General features: G+C 70.1%; 21 protein-coding genes. 10 read left to right on the top strand and 11 right to left on the bottom strand.

Annotation, left to right across the window (positions count from 1 at the left end):
• Positions 1-210: 210 nt before the first annotated feature.
• The gene (locus OHA03_RS23430; RefSeq protein ID WP_267005758.1) at positions 211-1,137 is read left to right on the top strand and encodes a hypothetical protein; all 927 of its coding nucleotides are present in this window, start codon (positions 211-213) and stop codon (positions 1,135-1,137) included.
• 70 nt (positions 1,138-1,207) lie between these two features.
• Here the strand turns inward: OHA03_RS23430 and OHA03_RS23425 are convergent, their stop codons facing one another.
• Together OHA03_RS23425 and uvrA are read right to left on the bottom strand one after the other, a co-directional pair.
• Positions 1,208-1,633 carry a Rieske (2Fe-2S) protein gene (locus OHA03_RS23425; RefSeq protein ID WP_267005757.1) on the bottom strand — a complete coding sequence of 142 codons (426 nt, stop codon included), beginning with the start codon at positions 1,631-1,633 and terminating at the stop codon, positions 1,208-1,210.
• A 257-nt stretch (positions 1,634-1,890) separates the two neighbouring features.
• Positions 1,891-4,914 carry an excinuclease ABC subunit UvrA gene (gene uvrA / locus OHA03_RS23420; protein WP_267005756.1) on the bottom strand — a complete coding sequence of 1,008 codons (3,024 nt, stop codon included), beginning with the start codon at positions 4,912-4,914 and terminating at the stop codon, positions 1,891-1,893.
• A 176-nt stretch (positions 4,915-5,090) separates the two neighbouring features.
• Between uvrA and OHA03_RS23415 the strand changes: the two genes are divergently transcribed.
• Entirely contained in the window at positions 5,091-5,780 is a 690-nt protein-coding gene (locus OHA03_RS23415; protein WP_267005755.1) for a maleylpyruvate isomerase family mycothiol-dependent enzyme, read from the top strand.
• Between the two features lie 10 nt (positions 5,781-5,790).
• A complete protein-coding gene (locus OHA03_RS23410) occupies positions 5,791-6,447 on the top strand; it encodes an MBL fold metallo-hydrolase (RefSeq protein ID WP_267005754.1) in 657 nt (218 codons plus the stop codon).
• Positions 6,448-6,496: 49 nt separating this feature from the next.
• On the opposite strand, the gene OHA03_RS23405 is transcribed toward OHA03_RS23410, so the two are convergent.
• From OHA03_RS23405 to OHA03_RS23385, 5 genes are all read right to left on the bottom strand, one after another.
• The gene (locus OHA03_RS23405; protein ID WP_267005753.1) at positions 6,497-7,498 is read right to left on the bottom strand and encodes a TerC family protein; all 1,002 of its coding nucleotides are present in this window, start codon (positions 7,496-7,498) and stop codon (positions 6,497-6,499) included.
• Between the two features lie 253 nt (positions 7,499-7,751).
• On the bottom strand, positions 7,752-9,704 hold the full coding sequence (locus tag OHA03_RS23400) for a TerD family protein (RefSeq protein ID WP_267005752.1): 1,953 nt from the start codon (positions 9,702-9,704) through the stop codon (positions 7,752-7,754).
• A gap of 164 nt (positions 9,705-9,868) precedes the next feature.
• On the bottom strand, positions 9,869-10,447 hold the full coding sequence (locus tag OHA03_RS23395) for a TerD family protein (protein WP_030919738.1): 579 nt from the start codon (positions 10,445-10,447) through the stop codon (positions 9,869-9,871).
• A 132-nt stretch (positions 10,448-10,579) separates the two neighbouring features.
• Positions 10,580-12,709 (bottom strand): excinuclease ABC subunit UvrB, encoded by a 2,130-nt coding sequence (gene uvrB, locus OHA03_RS23390; RefSeq protein ID WP_267005751.1) that lies wholly within the window; start codon positions 12,707-12,709, stop codon positions 10,580-10,582.
• 40 nt (positions 12,710-12,749) lie between these two features.
• Positions 12,750-13,640: an MHYT domain-containing protein gene (locus tag OHA03_RS23385; RefSeq protein WP_267005750.1), complete on the bottom strand. Its 891-nt coding sequence runs from the start codon at positions 13,638-13,640 to the stop codon at positions 12,750-12,752.
• Between the two features lie 215 nt (positions 13,641-13,855).
• Here OHA03_RS23385 and OHA03_RS23380 point away from each other — a divergent pair, with 215 nt between their 5' ends.
• From OHA03_RS23380 to OHA03_RS23370, 3 genes are all read left to right on the top strand, one after another.
• A complete protein-coding gene (locus tag OHA03_RS23380) occupies positions 13,856-14,809 on the top strand; it encodes a glycerophosphodiester phosphodiesterase family protein (protein ID WP_267005749.1) in 954 nt (317 codons plus the stop codon).
• 57 nt (positions 14,810-14,866) lie between these two features.
• A complete protein-coding gene (locus OHA03_RS23375) occupies positions 14,867-15,433 on the top strand; it encodes a methylated-DNA--[protein]-cysteine S-methyltransferase (RefSeq protein WP_267005748.1) in 567 nt (188 codons plus the stop codon).
• 69 nt (positions 15,434-15,502) lie between these two features.
• Positions 15,503-16,795 carry an MFS transporter gene (locus OHA03_RS23370; RefSeq protein WP_267005747.1) on the top strand — a complete coding sequence of 431 codons (1,293 nt, stop codon included), beginning with the start codon at positions 15,503-15,505 and terminating at the stop codon, positions 16,793-16,795.
• Between the two features lie 87 nt (positions 16,796-16,882).
• Here OHA03_RS23370 and OHA03_RS23365 read toward each other — a convergent pair whose 3' ends face one another.
• Complete coding sequence (locus OHA03_RS23365) at positions 16,883-17,245, bottom strand: cupin domain-containing protein (RefSeq protein ID WP_267005746.1); 363 nt, start codon at positions 17,243-17,245, stop codon at positions 16,883-16,885.
• A 151-nt stretch (positions 17,246-17,396) separates the two neighbouring features.
• Here OHA03_RS23365 and OHA03_RS23360 point away from each other — a divergent pair, with 151 nt between their 5' ends.
• Positions 17,397-18,377 carry a pseudouridine-5'-phosphate glycosidase gene (locus tag OHA03_RS23360; RefSeq protein WP_267005745.1) on the top strand — a complete coding sequence of 327 codons (981 nt, stop codon included), beginning with the start codon at positions 17,397-17,399 and terminating at the stop codon, positions 18,375-18,377.
• Positions 18,374-19,270: a carbohydrate kinase family protein gene (locus tag OHA03_RS23355; RefSeq protein WP_267005744.1), complete on the top strand. Its 897-nt coding sequence runs from the start codon at positions 18,374-18,376 to the stop codon at positions 19,268-19,270. Before OHA03_RS23360 ends, OHA03_RS23355 begins: the two co-directional genes overlap by 4 nt.
• 30 nt (positions 19,271-19,300) lie before the next feature.
• Here the strand turns inward: OHA03_RS23355 and OHA03_RS23350 are convergent, their stop codons facing one another.
• From OHA03_RS23350 to OHA03_RS23340, 3 genes are all read right to left on the bottom strand, one after another.
• On the bottom strand, positions 19,301-19,948 hold the full coding sequence (locus tag OHA03_RS23350) for a uridine kinase (protein WP_267005743.1): 648 nt from the start codon (positions 19,946-19,948) through the stop codon (positions 19,301-19,303).
• Positions 19,949-20,078: 130 nt separating this feature from the next.
• Positions 20,079-20,594 (bottom strand): cupin domain-containing protein, encoded by a 516-nt coding sequence (locus OHA03_RS23345; RefSeq protein WP_267005742.1) that lies wholly within the window; start codon positions 20,592-20,594, stop codon positions 20,079-20,081.
• Positions 20,595-20,705: 111 nt separating this feature from the next.
• Entirely contained in the window at positions 20,706-21,374 is a 669-nt protein-coding gene (locus tag OHA03_RS23340) for a helix-turn-helix domain-containing protein (protein ID WP_267005741.1), read from the bottom strand.
• A gap of 86 nt (positions 21,375-21,460) precedes the next feature.
• On the opposite strand from OHA03_RS23340, the gene OHA03_RS23335 reads away from it, so the two are divergent.
• The gene (locus OHA03_RS23335; RefSeq protein WP_267005740.1) at positions 21,461-22,672 is read left to right on the top strand and encodes a pyridoxal phosphate-dependent aminotransferase; all 1,212 of its coding nucleotides are present in this window, start codon (positions 21,461-21,463) and stop codon (positions 22,670-22,672) included.
• Positions 22,669-23,322, top strand: coding sequence for a peptidase (locus tag OHA03_RS23330; protein WP_267005739.1), 654 nt, complete (start codon positions 22,669-22,671; stop codon positions 23,320-23,322). Before OHA03_RS23335 ends, OHA03_RS23330 begins: the two co-directional genes overlap by 4 nt.
• Positions 23,323-23,412 lie beyond the last annotated feature (90 nt).

Here is a 23,412-nt window from a genome sequence, read left to right as displayed (position 1 = left end):
GCCCCGGAGCACGGGGTCAGCGGGCGCCGTCACCGTTCAAGGAGCATCGACCGTTGTCGGGAACGGGTCAACACGCTTCAATGCGGGGGAACAGCGCGGTGTGAACGGTGTGGCGGACGCGTGAACGGTCCGCCCCCGGCCACCTGCCGTCCCGCTCCCACCGGCGCGGTCTCCCCGCCCCGTGCCGTGAACGTTCACTGGAGGCACGTCATGCAGCGCACCGAGGCCGAACTGGCGCAGATGCTGCACACCGGCCCGTTCCATCTGGCGCTGCGCACCGCCTTCTCGGTGCGTGGGCTGCCGCTCCAGCGGGTGCAGCACCATCTCGCACACCGCGGGGTCAAGGTCGGCGTGACCAGCCTGAGTTACTGGCAGCAGGGGGCCCGGCGCCCGCAGCGCGCCGAGTCCCTGCGGGCGGTGAAGGCGCTGGAGGAGGTGCTGGAACTGCCGGGGAACTCGCTGCTCCGGCTGCTCGACGCCGGGGATGCCCGCGCGGACGCCGAGCGACCGGCCGCTCGTTCGTACCGCTCCCTGATGGAGGCGTCCGGCGCGGTGGAGCGGCTGCTCGACGCGCTGGAGTCACCGGCCGACGGCGGGCTGCACACGGTGGGGCACCAGGAGCGGGTACGGATCGGGTCCGGCCGGGAGCTGCGGCGCCGGGACTCGCAGCACGTCGTGCGCGCGCACCGCGACGGGATCGACCGCTATCTCGCCGTGTACCGCGGCGATCCGGGCTGCGACCCCGCGCGGGTGGAGGTGGCGGCCCGGGAGAACTGCCGGACCGGCCGGGTCCGCTGGGACCGGGAGGCGGGGGTGCTCATGGCCGAGCTGCTCTTCGACACCCGGCTGCGGGCGGGTGAGACGTACCTCTTCGGCTACGGGTTCGACGACGGTACGGGCGGCCCGTGCGGCGAGTACGTGCGCGGCTTCAGCTTCGGCGGCGGACAGTACGTGCTGCAGGTGCACTTCGACGAGGACGCGCTGCCGGTACGGTGCCGGCGGTTCGCCCAGGTTTCGGTGGGGGCTCCGCGCGGCGGCCGTACGGACCTCACACTCACCGGCCGGCATCGGACCGTGCACCTGGTGGAGCAGGGGGTGCGGCCCGGCCTGGTCGGCATCGACTGGGACTGGGAGTGACGACCGCTGGTCCCGTGCGCCCGGCGCGTCACCCGTCAGGCGTCAGGCGTCAGGCGTCAGGCGTCAGGCGTCAGGCGTCAGGACCGGCTATCAGCTTTCCGCCCTCGACCCTGACCGGGACGGAGGGCAGCGGCACGGTCGCCGGGCCGTGCACCGCCTCGCCGGTCGTCGTGTCGAAGCGGCTGCCGTGGCAGGGGCAGTTCCCCTCGTTCTTCTCGACCTTGTCCAGCAGACAGCCCGCGTGGGTGCACTGGGCGCTGAACGCCTTGTACTGGCCCTTGGCCGGGCAGCTGACCACGACCCGCTGCTCGCGGTAGAGCTTGGATCCGCCGACCGGCACCTCGTCCGCGGCCCCGAGCTCCACGGGGGCGGTGGGGGTGGGTGTCTCGGCGTGCCCGAGCTTCGACTCGGTCGAACAGGCGGCCACTCCCAGCCCGGCGACACCGGCGAGAGCGGCCCCCTTCAGCACGGTACGGCGGGCGGGCTGGCCGGACATGCGGACTCCACAGGGTGTGAGGGGCAGGACGAGGGGCGTCAGGGAAGCGCCGGGTACCGGGGTACCAGGAGACTCCCGGGATACCAGGGGCACCACAGGCACCACAGGCACCACGGGCATCGGTGACAGAAGCGACGATACCGGCGGAGAAGGACAGCCTTGCGGCCGGGCCGGTCCTGGACGATCGCGCCTGGTCACAGCGGTACGCGCGAGAGGGCGGCTCCCCTCCGGGAACCGCCCTCTCGACGCCGTGCGGGTCAGGCCTTGCGCGTGCGGGTCGCCTTCTTCGCCGCGGGCTTCTTCGCCGCAGCCGCCGTGGCCGAAGCCGTCTTCGCCGTAGCCGTCTTCCTCACCGGGGACGACTTGGCGGCCACCGTCTTCGCCGCCGCCTTCCGTACCGGCTTGCGCGCCGCCGGCACTGCCGCCTCGCTCACCCGGACCGGGTCCAGGACGCCCTGCAGGAACTTGCCGGTGTGGCTCGCCGGGACCATGGCGACCTGCTCCGGCGTGCCTTCGGCGACGACCAGACCACCGCCGTTGCCACCCTCGGGGCCCATGTCGATGACCCAGTCCGCGGTCTTGATGACATCGAGGTTGTGCTCGATGACGATCACCGAGTTGCCCTTGTCGACCAGCCCGGACAGCACCTTGATCAGCTTGCTGATGTCCTCGAAGTGCAGTCCGGTGGTCGGCTCGTCCAGGACATAGACCGTGCGGCCGGTGGAGCGCTTCTGCAGCTCGCTCGCGAGCTTCACGCGCTGTGCCTCACCGCCGGAGAGCGTCGGCGCGGACTGGCCGAGCCTGACGTATCCGAGGCCCACCTCGTGGAGCGTACGGAGGTGGCGGGCGATCGTCGGTACGGCCTCGAAGAACTCCAGGCCCTCCTCGATCGGCATGTCCAGCACCTCGGCGATGGACTTGCCCTTGTAGTGGACCTCCAGGGTCTCCCGGTTGTACCGCGCCCCGTGGCAGACCTCGCACGGGACGTACACGTCCGGCAGGAAGTTCATCTCGATCTTGATCGTGCCGTCGCCGGAGCAGTTCTCGCAGCGGCCGCCCTTGACGTTGAAGGAGAAGCGGCCCGGCAGATAACCGCGCACCTTCGCCTCCATCGTCTCGGCGAACAGCTTGCGGACGTGGTCGAAGACGCCGGTGTACGTCGCCGGGTTGGACCGGGGTGTCCGGCCGATCGGCGACTGGTCGACGTGCACCACCTTGTCGACCAGGTCGTCACCGTCGACGCGGGTGTGCCGGCCGGGGACCGACTTGGCGCCGTTCAGCTCGCGCGCCAGGTGGGTGTAGAGGATGTCGTTGACCAGCGTCGACTTACCGGAGCCCGAGACACCCGTGACCGCGGTGAGTACGCCGAGCGGGAACGAGACGTCGATGTCCTGGAGGTTGTTCTCCCGGGCTCCGCGCACCGTGAGCCGGCGCGTCGGGTCGGCCGGGCGCCGGATGTCGGGCATCGGGATGGACTTCTTGCCGACCAGATAGTGACCGGTGATCGACTCGTCGTTGGCCAGCAGCTCCTTGAGCGATCCGGAGTGGACCACCTTGCCGCCGTGCTCACCGGCACCGGGGCCGATGTCGACGACCCAGTCGGCGACCTTGATGGTGTCCTCGTCGTGCTCTACGACGATGAGTGTGTTGCCCATGTCACGGAGGCGGACCAGGGTCTCGATCAGCCGGTGGTTGTCCCGCTGGTGCAGTCCGATGGACGGCTCGTCCAGCACGTACAGCACGCCGACCAGGCCGGAGCCGATCTGGGTGGCGAGCCGGATGCGCTGCGCCTCGCCGCCGGACAGGGTGCCTGCCGCGCGGTTGAGCGAGAGGTAGTCGAGGCCGACGTCGACCAGGAACCTCAGCCGCTCGTTGACCTCCTTCAGCACTCGCTCGGCGATCTTCTTGTCGCGGGCGTTCAGCTTCAACCGGCCGAGGAATTCGGCGCACTCGCTGATCGACATCGCGGAGACCTGGGCAATGGACTTCTCCATCACCGTCACCGCGAGGACGATCGGCTTCAGCCTCGTGCCCTCACAGGTCGGGCAGGGCACCTCGCGCATGTAGCCCTCGAAGCGCTCCCGGCTGGAGTCGCTCTCTGCCTCGGAGTGCCGCCGCTTGACGAACTGCACCGCACCCTCGAAGGCCGGGGTGGTGTAAGCGCGCTCGCGCCCGTAGCGGTTGCGGTAGCGGACCTCGGTCTGGATCTTGTGGCCGTGCAGCAGGGCCTTCTTCGCGCGCTGCGGCAGTCCGGCCCACGGGATGTCCGTACGGAATCCGAGGGCGTCGGCGAGGGCGCCGATCAGCCGCCCGAAGTACTCCTTGGTGTGGCCGTGCGACCAGGGATGGATCGCGCCCTCGTCGAGGGACTTCTCCTCGTCGGGGACGATCAGCTCCGGGTCGACCTCCATCCGCGTACCGATACCCGTGCAGTCGGGGCAGGCACCGAAGGGCGAGTTGAAGGAGAAGGAGCGCGGCTCCAGCTCCTCGAAGGAGAGGTCGTCGTACGGGCAGTAGAGGTGCTCGGAGTACATCCGCTCACGCTCGGGGTCGTCCTCGGGGAGGTCGACGAAGTCGAGCACGACCATGCCGCCGGAGAGACCGAGCGCGGTCTCGACCGAGTCGGTCAGCCGGCGCTTGGCGCTGTCCTTCACCGTGAGGCGGTCGATGACCACCTCGATGGTGTGCTTCTCCTGCTTCTTGAGCTTGGGCGGCTCAGCGAGGTGGATGGTCTCACCGTCGACCCTGGCCCTGCTGTAGCCCTTGGTCTGCAGATCGGAGAAGAGGTCGACGAACTCGCCCTTGCGCTCGCGCACCAGCGGCGACAGCACCTGGAAGCGGCTGCCCTCGGGCAGGGCGAGCACCCTGTCGACGATGGCCTGCGGCGACTGGCGGGAGATCGGCCGGCCGCACTCGGGACAGTGCGGCTTGCCGATCCGGGCGAAGAGCAGCCGGAGGTAGTCGTAGACCTCGGTGATCGTGCCGACCGTCGAGCGCGGGTTGCGCGAGGTCGACTTCTGGTCGATGGAGACGGCGGGCGACAGGCCCTCGATGAAATCGACGTCCGGCTTGTCCATCTGGCCGAGGAACTGCCTGGCGTACGAGGAGAGCGACTCCACGTATCGCCGCTGGCCCTCGGCGAAGATCGTGTCGAACGCCAGCGATGACTTGCCCGACCCGGAGAGCCCGGTGAAGACGATGAGGGAGTCGCGGGGGAGGTCGAGCGAGACGTTCTTGAGGTTGTGCTCGCGAGCGCCACGGACGATGAGACGGTCGACCACGCCTGTCCGCACCTTTCTAGAGGAGAAGTGGGGGAACTGAGCCCCCGTCCCAGGGTATGGGGGGCGCCACAGCGATGTACGAAGCTTTCGAGTCCGAGCGTATAGCACGCGCATTCGATTTACGGACGGCTGACATCCCCTTCACCCGAATGAGTGGCGACGCTAGGCTCGGCCACATGATTGATCATGCGCGCGACCTGGAAGCCGTACGTGAAGCGACCGATCGGCTCCTCAGCGCAACGGGCAAATTGGACAACGTCACAGTCGCCGAGCCGTCGCGGCTGCCCGGCTGGAGCCGGGGCCATGTTCTTGCGCACCTCTCTCGTAACGCCGACGCGCTCGTAAATGTTCTCCGGAGCCGCCCGATGTACGCAGACAGCGAAACCCGCGAGCGTGACATCGAGCGCGACGCACCCCGGCCGCTCGCCGAACAACTGGCCGATGTGCGCGAGAGCGCGGCCCGCTTCCTGGCCGCGGCCGCCGAGCCGGCCGACTGGTCGCGCACGATCACGATGCGCAACGGCGTGACGGCCTCGGCGTCCCGCGTCCCCTTCCGCCGCTGGATCGAGGTCGAGCTGCACCATGTCGACCTGGGCATCGGCTACGAGCTGGAAGACCTGCCGGACGAGTTCGTGGTCCGCGAAATCGACTTCCTCGTGGAGCGGTTCGGCCGGCACCCGGAGGTCGTGTCCACGGGTGTGGCCGCCGACGACGGCAGGTTCTGGACCACGGGCGGCGGCGCGGAAGGCAGCCCTGTCGTGGTCCGTGGCACCGCGCCGGAGCTGCTGGGCTGGCTCTCCGGGCGCCGCGACGGGTCCGCACTCACCGTGGACGGTGGCCGCCTCCCCGCGCTGCCCCCGCTATAGGCTGAGGCGTATGACGTACAGCGGAGCGGTCAAGGTCGGCGGACGTGCGGATGTACACGAGTTGACGGATCTGATGATCTCCAAGGTCGCCGTCGGCCCGATGAACAACAACGCCTATCTGCTGCGCTGCCGGGCCACCGGCGAGCAGCTCCTGATCGACGCGGCCAACGAGGCCGGAACCCTGCTGCGGCTGATCGGTGACGACTCCATCGCGTCCGTCGTCACCACCCATCAGCACGGCGACCACTGGCAGGCACTGGCCGAGGTGGTGGCGGCCACCGGTGCGCGTACCTACGCCGGGCGGTACGACGCCGCGGGCATCCCGGTCCCGACCGATGTCCTCGTCGACGACAACGGCACGATCCGGGTGGGGCAGGTCACGCTGACCGCCCGCCATCTGGTCGGCCACACCCCGGGCTCCATCGCGCTGGTCTACGACGATCCGCACGGTGCTCCGCACCTGTTCACCGGGGACTGCCTCTTCCCCGGCGGAATCGGCAACACACACAAGGACCCCGAGGCATTCGCGAGCCTGCTCCACGATGTGGAGACCAAGCTCTTCGACCAGCTGCCCGACGAGACCTGGGTCTATCCGGGCCACGGCCACGACACCACGCTCGGTGACGAGCGGCCACAGTTGCCCGAGTGGCGCGCACGCGGCTGGTGAGGAAAGGGCGGGCGGCTCCGCCGCCCGCCCCCGTTGCCCCCCGACCGGATCAGGCGTCGATGCTGGAGCTCTCCTGCGCCGCCCGGTCGGCCTCCGCGGCCTCGGCCGCCTCCTGCTTCTTGTTGGCGATGAGGCTGGTGATCGTGGTGATCACCAGCACCCCGCAGATGAAGCCGAGCGAGACGGGGATCGAGATCTCGGGGACATGCACCCCGGACTCGTGCAGCGCGTGCAGCACCAGCTTGACGCCGATGAAGCCGAGGATGACCGAGAGCCCGTAGCTGAGGTGCACCAGCTTCTTCAGCAGACCGCCGATCAGGAAGTACAGCTGCCGCAGCCCCATCAGCGCGAAGGCGTTGGCGGTGAAGACGATGTACGGGTCCTGGGTCAGGCCGAAGATCGCGGGGATCGAGTCCAGCGCGAACAGCACATCTGTGGTGCCGATGGCGAGCATGACGACCATCAGCGGGGTCAGGACTCGCTTGCCGTTGCTCCTGATGAAGAGCTTGGTGCCGTGATACCTGTCGGCGACGCCGAAGCGGCGCTCGATCGACTTGAGGAGGCGGTTCTCCTCGAACTCGTCCTCCTCCTCGTCGGCCCGCGCCTCCTGGATGAGCTTCCAGGCGGTGTAGATCAGGAACGCGCCGAAGATGTAGAAGACCCACGAGAAGTTGGCGATGACCGCGGCGCCCGCGGCGATGAAGATCGCTCGCAGCACCAGGGCGATCAGCACACCGACAAGCAGCACGCGCTGCTGGAGGTGGGAAGGCACCGAGAACTTCGCCATGATCAGGACGAACACGAAGAGGTTGTCGACGCTGAGGGACTTCTCGGTGATGAAGCCGGCGAAGAACTCGCCCGACGCCTGGCTCTCGCCGAAGACCAGCAGGCCGAGCCCGAAGAGGGCGGCCAGCGCGATCCAGACGATCGTCCAGATTCCGGCTTCCTTCGTCGTCACGTCATGGGGCTTGCGCCCGATGAAGAAGTCGATGGCAATAAGGGCTGACAGACCAAGAATGGTCAGTACCCAGAGGGTTCCTGAAACGTCCACTGCGCCTCCGGCAGTTCGCTACGGCTACTGATCAGCGTCGTCGCTGCCGGAGGTCTCTTCCACCCGGGCGCACGGGATGCGCACCACGGGCCGACGCCCCGGGACCGGTCACAGTCCGTACTGACGGGAACGTCGCGTATGGGAGTACTCCCCTCCGTCCAAGGAACAGTACAGGGAATACCAAAAAAAGGTAAAGCGCAGGGTAAAGATCGCTCAAAACGCCAGGTCAGGGGTTGCCTGAGGGGGCATTGCCTTATGGTCGTCGGCCGGTCCGCCGGGCAGCGGCCACCTGGGCCAGGACCTGCTCCAGCACCCGGCTGCCGGGTGGCGTCCGCAGCGGCTCGTACGTCCAGGCATGGCCGACCCAGGGATCGGCCAGGTGGTCGTCGGCGACCGGGGTGATCCGCAGCAGGGACCGCCACAGCGGATCGAGCACCGGCCCGTAGGCGCTCGCGTCCTCCCGGTCCGCGACCATCAGCAGATGGACGCCGACCGAGGGCCCCTCGTCGGCCAGATAGCGCAACTGGGTGACGGCCCGGTCGTCGAAGCCGTGCGGGAAGTCGTTGACGATCAGCAGTTGCTCGGCTGTGTCCAGCTCCGGCGGGAGCGAGTCGGCGGCGCCGGCCCGGATGGCCATCTGCACCAGATCGACCCGTCGGGTGAGTTGGGCGAGGACCGATGCCACTCCCCCGGCACCGGAGGCGGGCGGCCCGGCGAGCACCCCGGAGTTCACCAGAGGCGCGAGCGCTGCCGCCGCCGAGCCCGCGGGGTCGATGGCGTGGACGGAGAACTCGCCCGCGGGGTAGACGGCGAGCAGCCGGGCGGCGTGCGCGACCGCGTTGTCCATGGCGAGGCGGCGGAGCCGGTCCGTATCGGTCAGAGCCGCGGCTTCGGATGCCGTGCGCCCACTGTCGACCCAGATGCCGCGTTCGAGCGGCAGCCGTACGAGCAAGGGGATGCGCAGGTCGGGGTTCTCGGGCAGATGGAGGTCGCCGATCCGCAGGGCCATGGGGATCTCCATGGGGACGCGGTAGGCGTGCCACACGGGGTTGTCCCAGCCTGCGAACGCGGCGGGGAGCGCGGGCTCGACGACGGCGGACTCGGCGGCGAGCTGCGCGAGATCGCGGTCGAGCGCCTCACGGGCCCGGTCGGTCAGCTGGTCACGCTTGGCGCGGGCCTCCTCGCGGGCCCGGTCGCCCGCCCCGCCGATCCTGTTGCGCGGATCGGACAGGGCCCGGTCGAGCTCCTGGTCCATGCGGGACTCGGCGAAGTCGACGGCGCTGCGGTAAGCGGCGGTGGTGCGGGCCAGGTCCTCGAACATGCCCCAGACCTGGTTGTAGAGGCGCTCCTCCATGGACCAGCCGGTCGCGTCCCCGGCGACGGGCTGCGCGGGCCGGCCGGGTTCGGCGGGCGGTGCGGTGGGCGGGGGCGGCGGGGGCGCAGTCGCCTCGCGGCGTGGGTGCGCGTAGTTGATGGGACCCGTGCTCGCCCCCGCAGTGGGGCCGCCCGCGGTGGAGTCCGTGGCGGCTGTGGGCCGGGAAGGCGTGTGGCCGGCCGGCGGGCTGACGGGCGGAGCCGGATCGCCGATCGCCGCCGTGTGGCGGACCCGGTCCCCCTCCGGGGTGCGGGGCGGGGGCGGCGCCACCGAGCGGGCCATGCCCCGGGCGACCGCCTCGTGGATCGACCGGGCCAGCTCCGCCGCTCCGGTCACCCCCTGGTCGGCGAGCATCGCGGCCAGGCCACCCGCATATCCCTGGCCGACCGCGCGGACCTTCCAGTCGCCCTGCCGGCGGTAGAGCTCCAGGGCGGCGACCGCGGACTCGGCATCCAGGCCGGTGAGGGTGAAGGTCGCGATCTCGGTGCCTTCGAGGCCGGTGACGGCGACGAAGGGTGCGGCGACCGCGCCGAATCTGACCGGCCCGCCGGCCTCCATGGGCAGCGCCAGCAGCACGGTGACGCGGTGCACCGCGGCGGGCACGGCGTCGAGGTCCACGGCCAGCCGGTGGTCGGCGGCGGCCTGCCTGGACACTTCGAGTCCGGGCAGCTGGGGCGAGCCCGGGTGGGCGATCCACTCGATGCCGTGCACGGTGCCCCGCTCGTCGCCGAGCGTGGCACCGGCCACGACAGGTGTACCGGCCGATACCCGGATCTCCAGACGGGTCTGGGGCAAGGTGTGGTTCTGCCCCCGGACCAGCTCGGCCGTCATTGCCCTGTCCCCTCGACGAGTTGATGATGCGCGGTCCGCTGCCACGATCCGCCGTGCCGCGCGATGCCGTGCCATGTTGGTGGGGTGCATGTGGTGCAGCTCCCGGCGGCCGATGCCTCCGGGAGCTGCGCGTACCGATACGGACCCGATCGGTCCGGCCTTGCCTACAGGTGCGGCAGGATCGCCGGCATCAGGTCCTGGAACGTACGGCCGTTGGCCGGGTTACCGAGGGCCGTCATCTGCCACCCGGCGCCGACGCGGTGCACCTTGGCCATGATCTGGGCGGTGTACTGACCGCCGCCGTCGAGCGTGTAGCGGGCGAGCTCCTGGCCGTTGGTCTCGTCGACGATGCGGCAGAAGGCGTTCTGCACCTCCTGGAACGTCTGGCCGGTGAAGGAGTTCACCGTGAAGACGATCTGGTCGATGTGGACCGGCACCCGCTGCAGGTCGACGAGGATCGCCTCGTCGTCGCCGCCCGAACCGGCACCGCCGACCAAGTTGTCGCCGGTGTGCTTGACCGACCCGTCGTCGCTGACGAGGTGGCGGAAGAAGACCACGTCGACCGGCTGCTTGTCGGCGAACAGCACCGCCGACGCGTCCAGGTCGATCTCCCGCGTGCGCGAGCCGAACAGACCGCGGCGCGGCGCCGCCTGCCAGCCGAGTCCCATCCGTACCGCGGTCAGGGTCCCCCCGTCGCTCTTCTGCAGGCTGATGGCCTGACCCTTGGTCATGTTGACCGTCACGCGCTGTCCCCTCTCCCCTTGCCCCGCAACCGTCCGTGCGCGGTTTCCCAGCACCCTACGCAGTCACGCCGAAGGCGCAGCAGCTTTGGACCGTTTTTGTGTCGGTCCTGCAACACACGCCGGTACGGCAGGTCAGGCCAGGCCCGCCTCGCGCATCTGGCGCAGCTCCTTCTTCAGCTCGCCGACCTCGTCGCGCAGTCGGGCGGCCACCTCGAACTGCAGGTCCGCGGCGGCTGCCCGCATCCGGTCGGTCATCTCCTCGATGATCCCGGCGAGCTCGGTCGCGGGCCGGTCGGTGACCACCGCGCCGGCCTTCTTGGCTCCGGCCGCCTTGCCCGCCTTGCCCGCCTTGCCGCCGAGCGCGGGGACCGGGGCCTTGTCGCCCTTCGTCTGGCGGTAGCCGGTGCCGAGCAGCTCCTCGGTGTCGATCTCCTCGCGGGCGATCGTCGCGACGATGTCGTTGATCTTCTTGCGCAGCGGCTGCGGGTCGATGCCGCGCTCGGTGTTGTACGCGATCTGCTTCTCCCGGCGGCGGTTGGTCTCGTCGATGGCCTTCTCCATCGCCGGGGTGATCTTGTCGGCGTACATATGGACCTGGCCGGACACATTGCGGGCCGCGCGGCCAATGGTCTGGATGAGAGACGTCCCGGAGCGCAGGAAGCCCTGCTTGTCGGCGTCGAGGATGGCCACCAGGGACACCTCGGGCAGGTCGAGCCCCTCGCGCAGGAGGTTGATCCCGACCAGCACGTCGTACTCACCGGCGCGCAGTTCACGCAGCAGCTCGATGCGGCGCAGCGTGTCGACGTCACTGTGCAGATAACGGACCTGGATGCCCAGCTCCAGGAAGTAGTCCGTGAGGTCCTCGGACATCTTCTTGGTGAGGGTGGTGACCAGGACCCGCTCGTCCCTCTCGGTGCGCTTGCGGATCTCGTGCACCAGGTCGTCGATCTGGCCCTCGGTGGGCTTGACGACGACCTCCGGGTCGACGAGGCCGGTGGGGCGGATGATCTGCTCCACGAACCCGTCGCCGCGGGACAGCTCGTACTTGCCCGGAGTGGCGGAGAGATAGACGGTCTGGCCGATCCGCTCCACGAACTCCTCCCACCTCAGGGGGCGGTTGTCGAGGGCGGACGGCAGCCGGAAGCCGTGGTCGACGAGGCTGCGCTTGCGGGAGGCGTCGCCCTCGTACATGGCGCCGATCTGCGGCACGGTGACATGCGACTCGTCGATGACGAGCAGGAAGTCCTCGGGGAAGTAGTCGAGGAGGGTGTTGGGGGCGGTGCCGGGCTCGCGGCCGTCCATGTGCATCGAGTAGTTCTCGATACCGGAGCAGGTGCCGATCTGGCGCATCATCTCGATGTCGTACGTGGTGCGCATCCGCAGCCGCTGGGCCTCCAGCAGCTTGCCCTGCTTCTCCAGCTCGGCGAGGCGGTGCTCCAGCTCCTGCTCGATGCCGTTGACCGCCTTCTCCATGCGCTCCGGTCCCGCCACGTAGTGGCTGGCGGGGAAGACATAGAGCTCGTTGTCCTCGCTGATGACCTCGCCGGTGAGCGGATGGAGGGTGGAGAGCGCCTCGATCTCGTCGCCGAACATCTCGATGCGGACAGCGAGCTCCTCGTAGACCGGGAAGATCTCGATGGTGTCGCCGCGCACCCGGAAGGTGCCCCGGGTGAACGCGATGTCGTTGCGGGTGTACTGGATCTCCACGAAGCGGCGCAACAACTGGTCGCGGTCGATCTCGTCGCCCACCTTGAGCGGGACCATGCGGTCCACGTACTCCTGTGGCGTACCGAGGCCGTAGATGCAGGAGACCGAGGCGACCACGACCACGTCACGGCGGGTGAGCAGCGAATTCGTCGCGGAGTGGCGCAGCCGCTCGACCTCGTCGTTGATCGACGAATCCTTCTCGATGTACGTGTCCGACTGCGGAATGTACGCCTCGGGCTGGTAGTAGTCGTAGTACGAGACGAAGTACTCGACGGCGTTGTTCGGGAGCAGTTCGCGGAACTCGTTCGCCAACTGGGCCGCGAGGGTCTTGTTCGGCGCCATCACCAGCGTGGGGCGCTGGAGCTTCTCGATCATCCAGGCGGTGGTCGCCGATTTCCCGGTGCCGGTCGCGCCGAGCAGCACGACATCCTTCTCACCTGCCCGGATGCGCCGCTCCAGCTCGGCAATGGCCGCGGGCTGGTCGCCGCTGGGCTGGTAGGAACTGACGACCTCGAAAGGCGCCACCGAACGTTCGATCTTCGAAACGGGCCGCATGGAACCACCGTACGACCCCCCACTGACAACCGGGGTCCGGTCACCGGTCCCGCGACGGCGGGGTGTGCTGACGCTGCGACTGGAAGGACGCCGGGTCGGCGTAGGTGCCGAACCGCGGGACCTGCCGCTGGACGGGGATGCCGGGGGCCCGGCCGATGCCGTGGGTGCCGTGTCCCGCCGGGTCGGCCCAGTCCGGGTCGCCCATCACCATCAAGGGGTCGAACATCACGACCACCGCGGCGAGCAGGAGGAAGCAGCCGGGGCCGATCAGCAGCGGGATCAGGGGTGCGGTCGGCGGGCTTTCGACCGCGTTGCCGGTGACGCCCGGGTGCAGATGGACACTGAGCGCGGCCATGGCCGTGTAGTGCATTCCGCTCACCGCCACGCCCATCACCACGCTGGCACCGAGGCTGGGCAGGAAGCCCCGGATGGAGACGGCCGCCCAGAGCGCGACCGTCGCGGCGACGACGGCGATGACGACGGAGAGCGCGACGGTGAGCGTGTCGTACTCGAACTGCCCCTGGAGGCGCATTCCTGCCATGCCGAGGTAGTGCATGGTGGCCACGCCGAGACCGGTGATGGTGCCGCCGGTGACCATGGCCATCCAGGTCGCGCCCTGGTACCCGACGATGAAGATGCCGATGCCGACCATGACGATCGCGACGGCCAGGCTGGCGAAGGTGATCGGGATGTCGTACTCGATCGGCACCCTCTCGACGCTGAATCCCATCATCGCGATGAAGTGCATCGTCCAGATGCCGGAGCCTATGGACGTCGCCCCGAGAGCCAGCCAGCCGGCCTTGAAGGAACGCTCGGTCCGCAGCGACCGCGTCGTGCAACGCAACCCCAGGGCCGCGCCGAGGCACGCCATGAGGAAAGCCGCAGCGGGCGTCACCATCCCATAGCTGAAGCCGTCCATTGTGCCCTGCATGCTCGTACGCCCTTCGAGTGAAGCCCGGGTTCGGGGTGACCCTAAGGCGCGCTGCCCGGCAAACAAACAGAAGGACTGCATTTTATCGGCAGCTCAATCGGCCAGAGACCCGGTCTCAGCTCTTCCGTTCATGTGGTGGCCATCCTTCGCCGGTCCGTCGTTCGGGGGCGGCTGTCACTCTCGGCCCGGACGGAACTCTGACGCAAGGAGTACACGTGTACGCACGCACCGCTACCGCCTCCCTCGCCGCCGTCGCCCTGCTGGGCGCCGGCGCGCTGCTGCTGATCCCCCACTCGCAGGCCACGGACTCCGGCACGGACACGGGTGCGCGCATGGGCACGAGCACGGAGAAAGTCATTCGGACCGTCGTGAACACGCGGGCCATTCCGACACCCGGCGCCCCGGTCGTCCTCGCCCACCGGGGTGCATCGGCATACGCGCCGGAGAACACCCTGGCCGCCGTCGACCGGGCCAACCACCTCGGCTTCGACTGGGTGGAGAACGACGTCCAGCTCACCAAGGACGGAGTGCTGGTCGTCATCCACGACCCCGATCTGAAGCGGACCACCAACGTCGAGAAGGTCTTTCCGAAGCGCGCACCGTGGGCGGTCAAGGACTTCACGGCTGCGGAGATCGCCCGGCTGGACGCGGGCAGCTGGTTCGGCGCCCGGTACGCCGGGACCCGGATCCCCACGCTCAAGCAGTACCTGGACCGGATCGAGCGCAACGACCAGAACCTGCTGCTGGAGATCAAGAACCCGCAGATCTACCCGGGCATCGAGAAGGAGACGCTGCGGGTGCTGCGCCAGAAGGGGTGGCTGGACCCCATTCACGTCAGGTACAGGCTGGTGATCCAGAGCTTCAGCGCGGGCAGCATCAAGAAGGTGCACAAGCAGCGTCCCGACGTCACCACCGGTTTCCTCGGCACCCCCGCGATCGCCGATCTGAAGACGTACGCGGCGTTCACCGACCAGATCAACCCGTCGTACGCGTCGATCAGCACCCGCTATGTGGCGGCCGCGCACGCGCTGAAGGGCGCGCACGGCAGGAAGCTCCGGGTCAACACATGGACGGTCAACGACGCGGCCACCGCCAGGAAGGTGGACGGGTTCCAGGTCGACGGGATCATCACCAACACCCCTGACGTGGTGCGCAGGGCAACCGACTGACAGCCGGCCGGAGCTTCTCCTCCCCCGCTGTCAGTGGCCGCCCGTACGGTGGTTTCCATGAACAGCAACGGGGATGCCGACGGTGGCACCGGTGGGACTGTCGAGTGGGCCGTCGTCGGCAGCGACATCGGGCCGCTGCTGCTCGCCGCGACGGCCGCGGGGCTGGTGGGTGTCGTCTTCCACGCCGGCCCCGCAGTGCGGGACAGGGCGGTCGGGCAGCTGCGGGCCCGGCTCGGCGCGGAGCCGGTGGAGACGCCCGGCTCCGCCCGCCTCACCGAGCCGATACGCCAGCTCGCGGAGTACTTCACGGGTTCGTTGCGGGAGTTCTCCCTCCTGCTGGACTGGTCGCTGACGTCCGGCTTCAACCGTCAGGTGCTCCGCGAGCTCGCGGCGGGTGTGCCGTACGGAACGGTCGTCGGGTACGGGGATCTCGCCAGGCGTGTGGGGCAGCCGGGAGCGGCCCAGGCGGTCGGGGCAGCCATGGGGTCCAACCCGCTGCCAGTGGTGGTTCCGTGCCACCGGGTGGTGGAGAGCGACGGCAGGCTCGGCGGGTTCGGCGGCGGTCTGGAGACCAAGCGGCAGCTGCTGGCGCTGGAGGGGGTACTGCCGCAGCCGCTGTTCTGAGGCTGCTCGCCACGGCCGCCCTCCCCGGACCCGTTTTCGTACCCTCGTGCCAGCTGGCACACTCTGTCGGTGACCAACGCCCTCGACGCATCCGACACCCCCGCCGGGCCCGGCTCTCCCGTCACCGCGGCGGAACTCCCCGCCCTGCGGCGCAGAACGTCGGCGGTGCTCATCGCCAGCCAGATACTCGGCGGGCTCGGCGTGCCCATCGGCATCGCCCTGGCCCCTGTACTGGCGACGGAGGTGAGCGGCTCGGAGGCGCTGTCCGGTCTCGCCCCGACGGCATCGGTGACCGGCACCGCACTGCTGTCGCTTCCGCTGGCCGCACTGATGACCTCGCGGGGCCGGCGCCCCGGCCTCGTACTGGCCTATCTGATCGGTGCGCTCGGCGCGGCCCTGGTGGTCCTGGCCACCGTCGTGGGCAGTTTCCCGTTGCTGCTGCTCGGCATGGCCGGGTTCGGTGCCGGTTCGTCGGCCAATCTGCAGGCCCGCTTCGCCGCCGCCGATCTGGCCGAGCCGGACCGCCGAGGACGGGCGATCTCCACCGTCATCTGGGCCACCACGATCGGTTCGGTCCTCGGTCCCAACATCGCGGCTCCGGCAGGCCATGTCTTCCGTGGCACATCCATATCCGAGACGGCCGGACCGTTCCTCATGGCGGCGGCCATCTTCCTGCTCGCCGCGATGGTGGTCGGGGTGCTGCTGCGGCCCGATCCCCTGCTCACCGCGCGTGCGCTGGCGCCGCAGGACGGCCGGTCGGCGGGCGGCCGTTCGCTGCCTGCGGGCCTGGCGGCGGTGCGGGCTTCGCCGATGGCCCGGCTGGCGCTGCTGACGGTGGCCGTGTCGCACACCGCGATGGTCTCGATCATGGTGATGACCCCGGTACACCTGGGCCACCACGGCGCGGACCTCGAGCTGATCGGCCTGGTCATCAGCGGTCACATCGCGGGCATGTACGCGTTCTCGCCGGTGATGGGGTGGCTCGCCGACAGGTTCGGACGGCTCACTGTGATCGGACTGGCGGCCGGGCTGCTGTCGTGCGCCGCGCTACTGGCCGGCACCGCGGGCCCCAGCCACGGCCGCACGGCCGCCGGCCTGTTCGTGCTCGGTCTCGGCTGGTCGGCGGGGCTTGTCGCCGGTTCGGCGCTCCTCACCGACTCCGTACCGCAGCCCGCCCGCGCCGCCGTGCAGGGTCTGTCGGACCTGACCATGAACACGGCGGCGGGCATCGGCGGTGCGGTCGCCGGGGTGATCGTCTCCCAGGCGAGCTACGGCTGGCTGAACGCGGTCGGCGCGTGCCTGTTGCTGCCGATGGCGGCACTGGCGCTGCGCCGCGCGCTGACCCGGCCCGCCGCCGCCTGACCGGACGGGATCCGCAGGACCGACATCGCGGGACGAGGTCCGCGAGGCAAGGCGGCCCAGGCCCGGGCCAGGCACGAGCCCCGGGCTTCAGAGGCTGATGTGGTACGCCTTGCGCAGCGTCTCGTGCACGGTCCAGGTCGTACGGTCGCCCTCGCGCAGCACGCAGGCGTCACCGGGACCGATCTGCAGCGTCGCGCCGTCCTCGACCACGACGGTCGCACGTCCGCTGACGACCACGAACAGTTCGTCGGCCTCGGTGTCGGTGACCACGCCCGGCGTGATCTGCCAGATGCCCCGCACCTGCTTGCCGTCGGCGGACTCCCACAGCACCTTGCCGGTCACCACGGGCTCGCCCGAGACGATCTGCTCGGGGTCGAGCGGCTCCGGTTCGAGCTCGGCGTCGGGGATGTGCACGGCGAAGGAGGCGGGAGCTTGATCAAATGTGGTCATGGCCGGTCACCCTAGCGACCGGCCCAGGACGTCTCGCGATCAGGACCGGCCGGAGGGAGTCGGACTCGTCCGGCCGGCGCCGCACGGTCCGGCGGCCGTTCGGGTCCTGGGTCACGTTTGAGGGGAGCCCGGCCGCGACAGGGATGTGGACATGTCACTGAATGCGCCGGACAGCGCCCACCCGTACGAACCGGTCCTCTCCGCCGAGGTACAGGAAGCCCTCGCCGCGCACCGCCCCGTCGTGGCCCTGGAGTCGACGATCATCGCCCACGGCCTGCCGCGCCCCCGGAATCGGCAGGTCGCGGAAGAGCTGGAGGAGCTCGTGCGATCCGCGGGCGCCGTCCCCGCGACCATCGCCGTACTGGACGGACGAGGCCATATCGGCCTGGACAAGGACGAGTTGGAAAGGGTCGCCGAGGATCCGTCGATGCGGAAGCTCGGGCACCGCGACCTCGCACCGGCGCTGGCGGCCGGTGCGAGCGGGGCGACGACCGTGTCCGCGACCGCGTTCCTCGCGGCCCGCGCGGGCCTGCGCGTCTTCGCGACCGGCGGCCTCGGCGGCGTGCACCGGGACTGGACCGCGACCCAGGACGAGTCCGCGGATCTCCGGCTGCTCGCCCGCACCGACATCACGGTGGTGTGCGCCGGCGTGAAGTCGATCCTGGACGTCCCGGCCACGCTGCAGCGCCTGGAGACCCTCGGGGTGGGGGTGCTCGGCTACGGCACGGAGCACTTCCCCGGCTTCTATCTGAGCAGTTCGGGCGAGCCCGTCGACTGGACGGTGCGTACGCCCGAGGAGGTCGTGGAGGTGATGCGGGCCAGGGAGACCCTGGGCGGGCCCGCCGCGGCGCTGATCGTCGCCAACCCCGTACCGCAGAAGGATCAGCTGGATCCCGCCCTGCACGACCGGGTGCTGGCCCAGGCGCTGGACGCGTGCCGGGAGCACGGCATCGTGGGGCAGGCCGTCACGCCGTTCCTGCTGGACCACCTGATGCAGCACACCGGAGGGGCCTCCCTGGAGGCCAACCTGGCGGCCGTGCGCGGGAACGTGTCCCTTGCCGCGCGGATCGCGGTTGCCCGGTCCGCCGCGGAACACGGAACGGCCGGGCCGAAGACGGCGGCCGCCCGATGACCGACGGCGGCCTTCTCGTCGTCGGGGACGTGGTCACGGATGTGGTGGCGCGGCACGGGGGACCTCTCGTGCACGGCACGGACACGGTGGCCCGGATCAGCACGCTGCCGGGCGGGGCCGGTGCCAATGTCGCCTGCTGGGCGGTGCGTTCGGGCTGCCGGGACGTACGGCTGCTGGCGCGGGTGGGCGCCGACTCCGCGGCCTGGCACGAGGATGTGCTGCGCCGGGCGGGGGTACGTCCGCTGCTGTCCGTGGACGACGAGGCACCGACCGCCATCGTCGTCGCGCTCGTCGACTCCGCTGCCGAACGCACCTTCCTCACCGACAGCGGCGCCGTTCTGCGTCTGTCCCCCGACAACTGGTCGCCCTCGATGCTCGACGGCATCGCGCATCTTCATGTCTCCGGCTACCTCCTCTTCGCCGCCACGAGTCGCGCGACGGCACTGCTCGCCCTGCGGGAGGCACGGCGGCGTTCCATCCCGGCAAGCGTGGACCCCGCCTCCGCGGGCTTCCTCGCCGAGCTCGGCGTCGGCCCGTTCCTGACGGCCGTGGAGGGGACGGAGCTGCTGCTGCCGAATGCGGACGAGGCCCGGCTGCTCACCGGCCTCCCCGAAACAGACGATGCCGCCGCCAAGTTGAGCCTTCTGGTTCCGAAGGTCGTCGTCACCCTGGGCGAGGAGGGGGCCCTGCTGGCCACCGAAGGGACGGTGACCGGGCGCGTTCCGGCCGTCCCGGTGCGAGGAGCGGTCGACTCGACGGGGGCGGGCGACGCCTTCACCGGAGGGTTCCTTGCGGCGCGGCTGGCCGGGGCGGACGATGCCACAGCCGCGGCGGCGGGCTGCCGGTCGGGGGCCGAAGCGGTCACGACGGTCGGCGGCCGCCCCGGTACGTGACGCAGAGGCCTTTTCCCGGCAGGACAGCCTCTAACTCTCCCGGGGCAGACCGGTCCAGGCCGGGTGGAGCGGATCGTCGGCCCGGACGACCGCGTCCGCGCGCCCGGCAGGCGCCACCTCGTCCTCGTAGCGCGCGAAGGCGGGCAGGGTCCACCGCTCGCTCTCCTCGGTACGCCGCCGCAACGCGCCCGGCGAGAGCCGCAGGTGGACGCTCGCGTCGAACGGGAACCAGTGCCCGAGCAGCAGCGGCCCGTGCACCACCAGCACACCGCCCTCCGGGAGCTGCTGATACGGGCTGCGGGTGGCCCGGTCCGTCACCGGGTCCCAGAGATCGGGCAGCACGCGCCCGCTGCCGCCCGCCTCCAGCGGCCCGAAGACCTCGCGCCAGAGCGCACCCGTGTCGAACCAGCTGTCGAAGTACGAGTCGGGGTCCTCCTTGCCGTACTCGTACCGCAGACTCGCCGGGCGCAGGAACCACTCGGTGGACACGACGAACACCGCACGACCACGGATCCGCAGCGCCTCCGCGACACGCTCCGCCAGCTCCCCGGTGCGGGCGGCCGGAGCGCCGTCGACGGCGACCTTGAGCCACGGCCCGCCGTCGGCCGGCCTCAGCCCGTCGGCGTGCGCGGCAAACGCTTCGGCCAGCCGTTCCCAGGTGATCGGTTCAAGTCGCACCCGTCCATCATCGCTCCCGGCACCCGCGCGTCGGCGCCGAGCGCGCAGCATCCCCGGTTCCGGAGGCGCACGGCGAGACGCTCGCCGACCGACGGCCGGCGACGGCGGTGGGCGAGCGTCTCGCGCCGGGTCACTTCTTCGCGCCGCAGTCCACCGCATCGGCGTCGTCGGAGAGAGCACTGCCCTCGGGCAGCAGATAGGTCACCCAGAGCACGACCGGCTCGGTGCCGAGGTTACGTCCGATGTGGCGGTGGTGGGCGCCGGCCGGCTCGATGAACGATGTGCCCGCGGGCGTCACCTCGACCGAGCAGTCGTCCAGTGTGCGCGTCAGCGTCCCCGACTTGACGACGGCGATCAACTGACCGCGGTGGGTGTGCCAGCCGGTGGAGCCGCCCGGCTCCACGGTGATCGTCCGGAAGGTCACATCCGTACGGCCCCTCGGCGTCTTGACCTTCAACTTCCCGGTCGACGTGCCCTTCGCGACCACAGTGCCACTCACCCCGCTGCCGGGGGTGGCGACGGCCGCAGACGGTGCGAAGCCGAGCGCGGCCACGCAGCCACCGACGACCAGGGCCTTGCCGAGTCGCACCTGCTGTCCGTGCTGCTCCTGCCGTTCCCGCCGTTCCTGTTGTCTGCCGATCCTCATGCGAACCCTCTCCGCCTCGACGTCCAGGACATCCCAAATGCCCCCACGCTACCCGGAAGTTGATACGCGGAATCATCTGGACACGACGGTCGTACGACAGTCACACGATGGTCATTCGCCCCGGAGCTCCCCGGCCAGCGGCCCCACGCCCACGACCTCGATCCGTCCGTCCTTCACGGCCTCGGCGAGCGTGCACTCGCCCCGCCCGAGCGCGAGACAGAGCTCGACGTCGAGCGTGATCCGGGCGTCGGCGTGAGCGGCGGGCCCGTCCCCGTACACCCCCTCACCATCGGCCGACCGACCCACCCGCACATGGAACTCCCCCTCATCGAGGTGGACTTCGACGACTCCTTCGTGAGCCAGCCCGTCCAGCACCCGCAACAGCGGAAGCGCGAACCAGTGGGCCCGCACCGCATCCGTCGGCCGTCGTTCGCCGATCGCGGGCGCGCCCCACTCGGCGAGCGCGGCAAGGACAGGCAGCAACCCGTGGCCTCGCTCGGTCAGTTCGTACACCGAGGCGGCGGCGGGCGGGGGCAGCCGCCGTCGGGTGGCCAGGCCGCTCTGCTCCATGTCCTTGAGGCGGGAGGCGAGGACGTCCGTACTGACGCCGGGAAGATCGGCGTGCAGATCGGTGTAGCGGCGTGGTCCGGCCAGCAGTTCACGGACTATCAGCAGGGTCCACCGGTCTCCGACGGAGTCGAGGGCCCGGGCGGTGGCGCAGAACTGGTCATAACTTCGGCGGCGCGCGGAGCGTGCGGGCGGCTGCTGCTGACGTGGCATGCGACGCAGTCTAGACATGTTGTTGGACTTTCCAAGCCCGAGCTTGGTAAAACCAAGTATCGCAATCAGGTCGGGGAGGCCACCGCATGGAATTCCGGCAGTCCAGCAAGCTCAACGAGGTCTGTTACGAGATCCGGGGTCCGGTCATCGAGCACGCCAACGCCCTGGAGGAGGCGGGCCACAGCGTGCTCCGCCTCAACACGGGCAACCCCGCGCTCTTCGGTTTCGAGGCGCCGGAGGAGATCGTCCAGGACATGATCCGGATGCTCCCGCAGGCCCACGGCTACAGCGATTCGCGCGGCATTCTCTCCGCCCGCCGCGCGGTGGCGCAGCGCTATCAGGCGATGGGCCTGACCGATGTCGGGGTGGACGACATCTTCCTCGGCAACGGGGTGTCCGAGCTGATCTCCATGTCCGTGCAGGCACTGCTGGAGGACGGCGACGAGGTGCTGATCCCGTCGCCCGACTATCCGCTGTGGACCGCGGTGGTCACCCTGGCGGGCGGCAAGGCCGTGCACTACACCTGCGACGAGGCGTCGGACTGGAACCCGGACCTCGCCGACATGGCGTCGAAGATCACCGACCGCACCAAGGCCGTCGTGATCATCAACCCGAACAACCCGACCGGCGCCGTCTATCCGCGCGAGATCCTCGAAGGCATCCTCGATCTGGCGCGCCGGCACGGTCTGTTGGTCCTCGCCGACGAGATCTACGACCAGATCCTTTACGACGACGCCGAGCACCACAGTGTGGCGGTCCTCGCCCCCGACCTGGTCTGCCTCACCTTCAGCGGTCTGTCCAAGACGTACCGGGTGGCAGGGTTCCGCTCCGGCTGGATGGTGGTGTCGGGTCCGCAGCAGCACGCCGCCAACTATCTGGAGGGCCTGACCATGCTCGCCTCCATGCGGCTGTGCCCGAACGCGCCCGCCCAGTACGCCATTCAGGCCGCGCTCGGCGGCCGGCAGTCCATCCGTGAGCTGGTGGCACCGGGTGGTCGGCTGTACGAGCAGCGCAACCGGGCCTGGGAGAAGCTGAACGAGATCCCAGGGGTGTCGTGCGTGAAGCCGAAGGGGGCGCTGTACGCGTTCCCGCGCATCGATCCGAAGGTGCACAACATCGTCGACGACGAGAAGTTCGTCCTCGATCTGCTGCTGCGCGAGAAGATCCAGGTGGTGCAGGGCACCGGTTTCAACTGGCCGCGTCCCGACCACTTCCGGATCCTGACGCTCCCGTACGCTGACGATCTCGACGCGGCCATCAGCCGCATCGGCCGCTTCCTGAACGGATACCGTCAGTGACCTGCCCCGCCTGCCGGCTGCCCGTCCATACGCAGTTCGCCTCGCCCGGGCTCGTCGGCCCGATCGTCGAGGGCGGCCTCGATCCGGCCGACGACCCGGGCTGGGCGGACTCCGGGGCGGACTCACCCGCCGAGTACGCGCGCTGGGCAGGTCACCTGTGCGGTGTGACCTGTCTGCGCATGGCGCTCGGCGCCGGCGCCCCGCCGCTGTTCGCCCTGCGTGACGGGGCGCTCAAGTACGGCGCGTACACGGAGGATGCGGAGGGGGAGATCCGGGGCCTGGTCTACGCGCCCTTCGCGGAGTACGTGCGGGAGGTGCACGGCCTCGAAGCCACCGTCCACCGCCACCTGTCGACGGACGAGATCGTGGCCCTGCTGGACCAGAGGCGGACGGTGATGGCGTCGGTGCACTACGGGATCCGGCATCCGGAGCGGCCCGCTCCGGGCCGGGGCGGTCATCTGGTGCTGGTGACGTCCCGCACACCGGACGGCGACGGCGTCCACTTCCACAACCCGTCCGGCACGACGGCCACGACTCGGGCCGCGGAACTGCCCCTGACGGACTTCGAGCGCTTCTTCGCCGGGCGCGGGGTATCGCTCGCCGGCGACGCGCGGCAGGGGCCGGAAACGGGAGCGGACCCGGGGGCGTAGCCGGCCCCCGGGCCCTGAGTGATGCCGCCCATTCGGCACGCCGGCACTTTTAAGAGCCCGGGTCAGTCGTAATGTCGCCGCGTCCTTCCT

This window comes from Streptomyces sp. NBC_00154 (assembly GCF_026342835.1).
Classification (GTDB): domain Bacteria; phylum Actinomycetota; class Actinomycetes; order Streptomycetales; family Streptomycetaceae; genus Streptomyces.
The sequence above is the reverse complement of the archived record's forward strand: the minus strand, read 5'-3'. Positions and strand labels throughout refer to the sequence as shown.

Coding starts and splice junctions, on each gene's coding strand:
- OHA03_RS23385 (WP_267005750.1), bottom strand. CDS start 13,640: ATGCAGGGCACAATGGACGGCTTCAGCTATGGGATGGTGACGCCCGCT.
- OHA03_RS23340 (WP_267005741.1), bottom strand. CDS start 21,374: ATGCCACGTCAGCAGCAGCCGCCCGCACGCTCCGCGCGCCGCCGAAGT.
- OHA03_RS23360 (WP_267005745.1), top strand. CDS start 17,397: ATGTCACTGAATGCGCCGGACAGCGCCCACCCGTACGAACCGGTCCTC.
- OHA03_RS23345 (WP_267005742.1), bottom strand. CDS start 20,594: ATGAGGATCGGCAGACAACAGGAACGGCGGGAACGGCAGGAGCAGCAC.
- OHA03_RS23400 (WP_267005752.1), bottom strand. CDS start 9,704: ATGACGGCCGAGCTGGTCCGGGGGCAGAACCACACCTTGCCCCAGACC.
- OHA03_RS23355 (WP_267005744.1), top strand. CDS start 18,374: ATGACCGACGGCGGCCTTCTCGTCGTCGGGGACGTGGTCACGGATGTG.
- OHA03_RS23425 (WP_267005757.1), bottom strand. CDS start 1,633: ATGTCCGGCCAGCCCGCCCGCCGTACCGTGCTGAAGGGGGCCGCTCTC.
- OHA03_RS23375 (WP_267005748.1), top strand. CDS start 14,867: ATGAACAGCAACGGGGATGCCGACGGTGGCACCGGTGGGACTGTCGAG.
- OHA03_RS23365 (WP_267005746.1), bottom strand. CDS start 17,245: ATGACCACATTTGATCAAGCTCCCGCCTCCTTCGCCGTGCACATCCCC.
- OHA03_RS23410 (WP_267005754.1), top strand. CDS start 5,791: ATGACGTACAGCGGAGCGGTCAAGGTCGGCGGACGTGCGGATGTACAC.
- OHA03_RS23335 (WP_267005740.1), top strand. CDS start 21,461: ATGGAATTCCGGCAGTCCAGCAAGCTCAACGAGGTCTGTTACGAGATC.
- uvrB (WP_267005751.1), bottom strand. CDS start 12,709: ATGCGGCCCGTTTCGAAGATCGAACGTTCGGTGGCGCCTTTCGAGGTC.
- OHA03_RS23415 (WP_267005755.1), top strand. CDS start 5,091: ATGATTGATCATGCGCGCGACCTGGAAGCCGTACGTGAAGCGACCGAT.
- OHA03_RS23430 (WP_267005758.1), top strand. CDS start 211: ATGCAGCGCACCGAGGCCGAACTGGCGCAGATGCTGCACACCGGCCCG.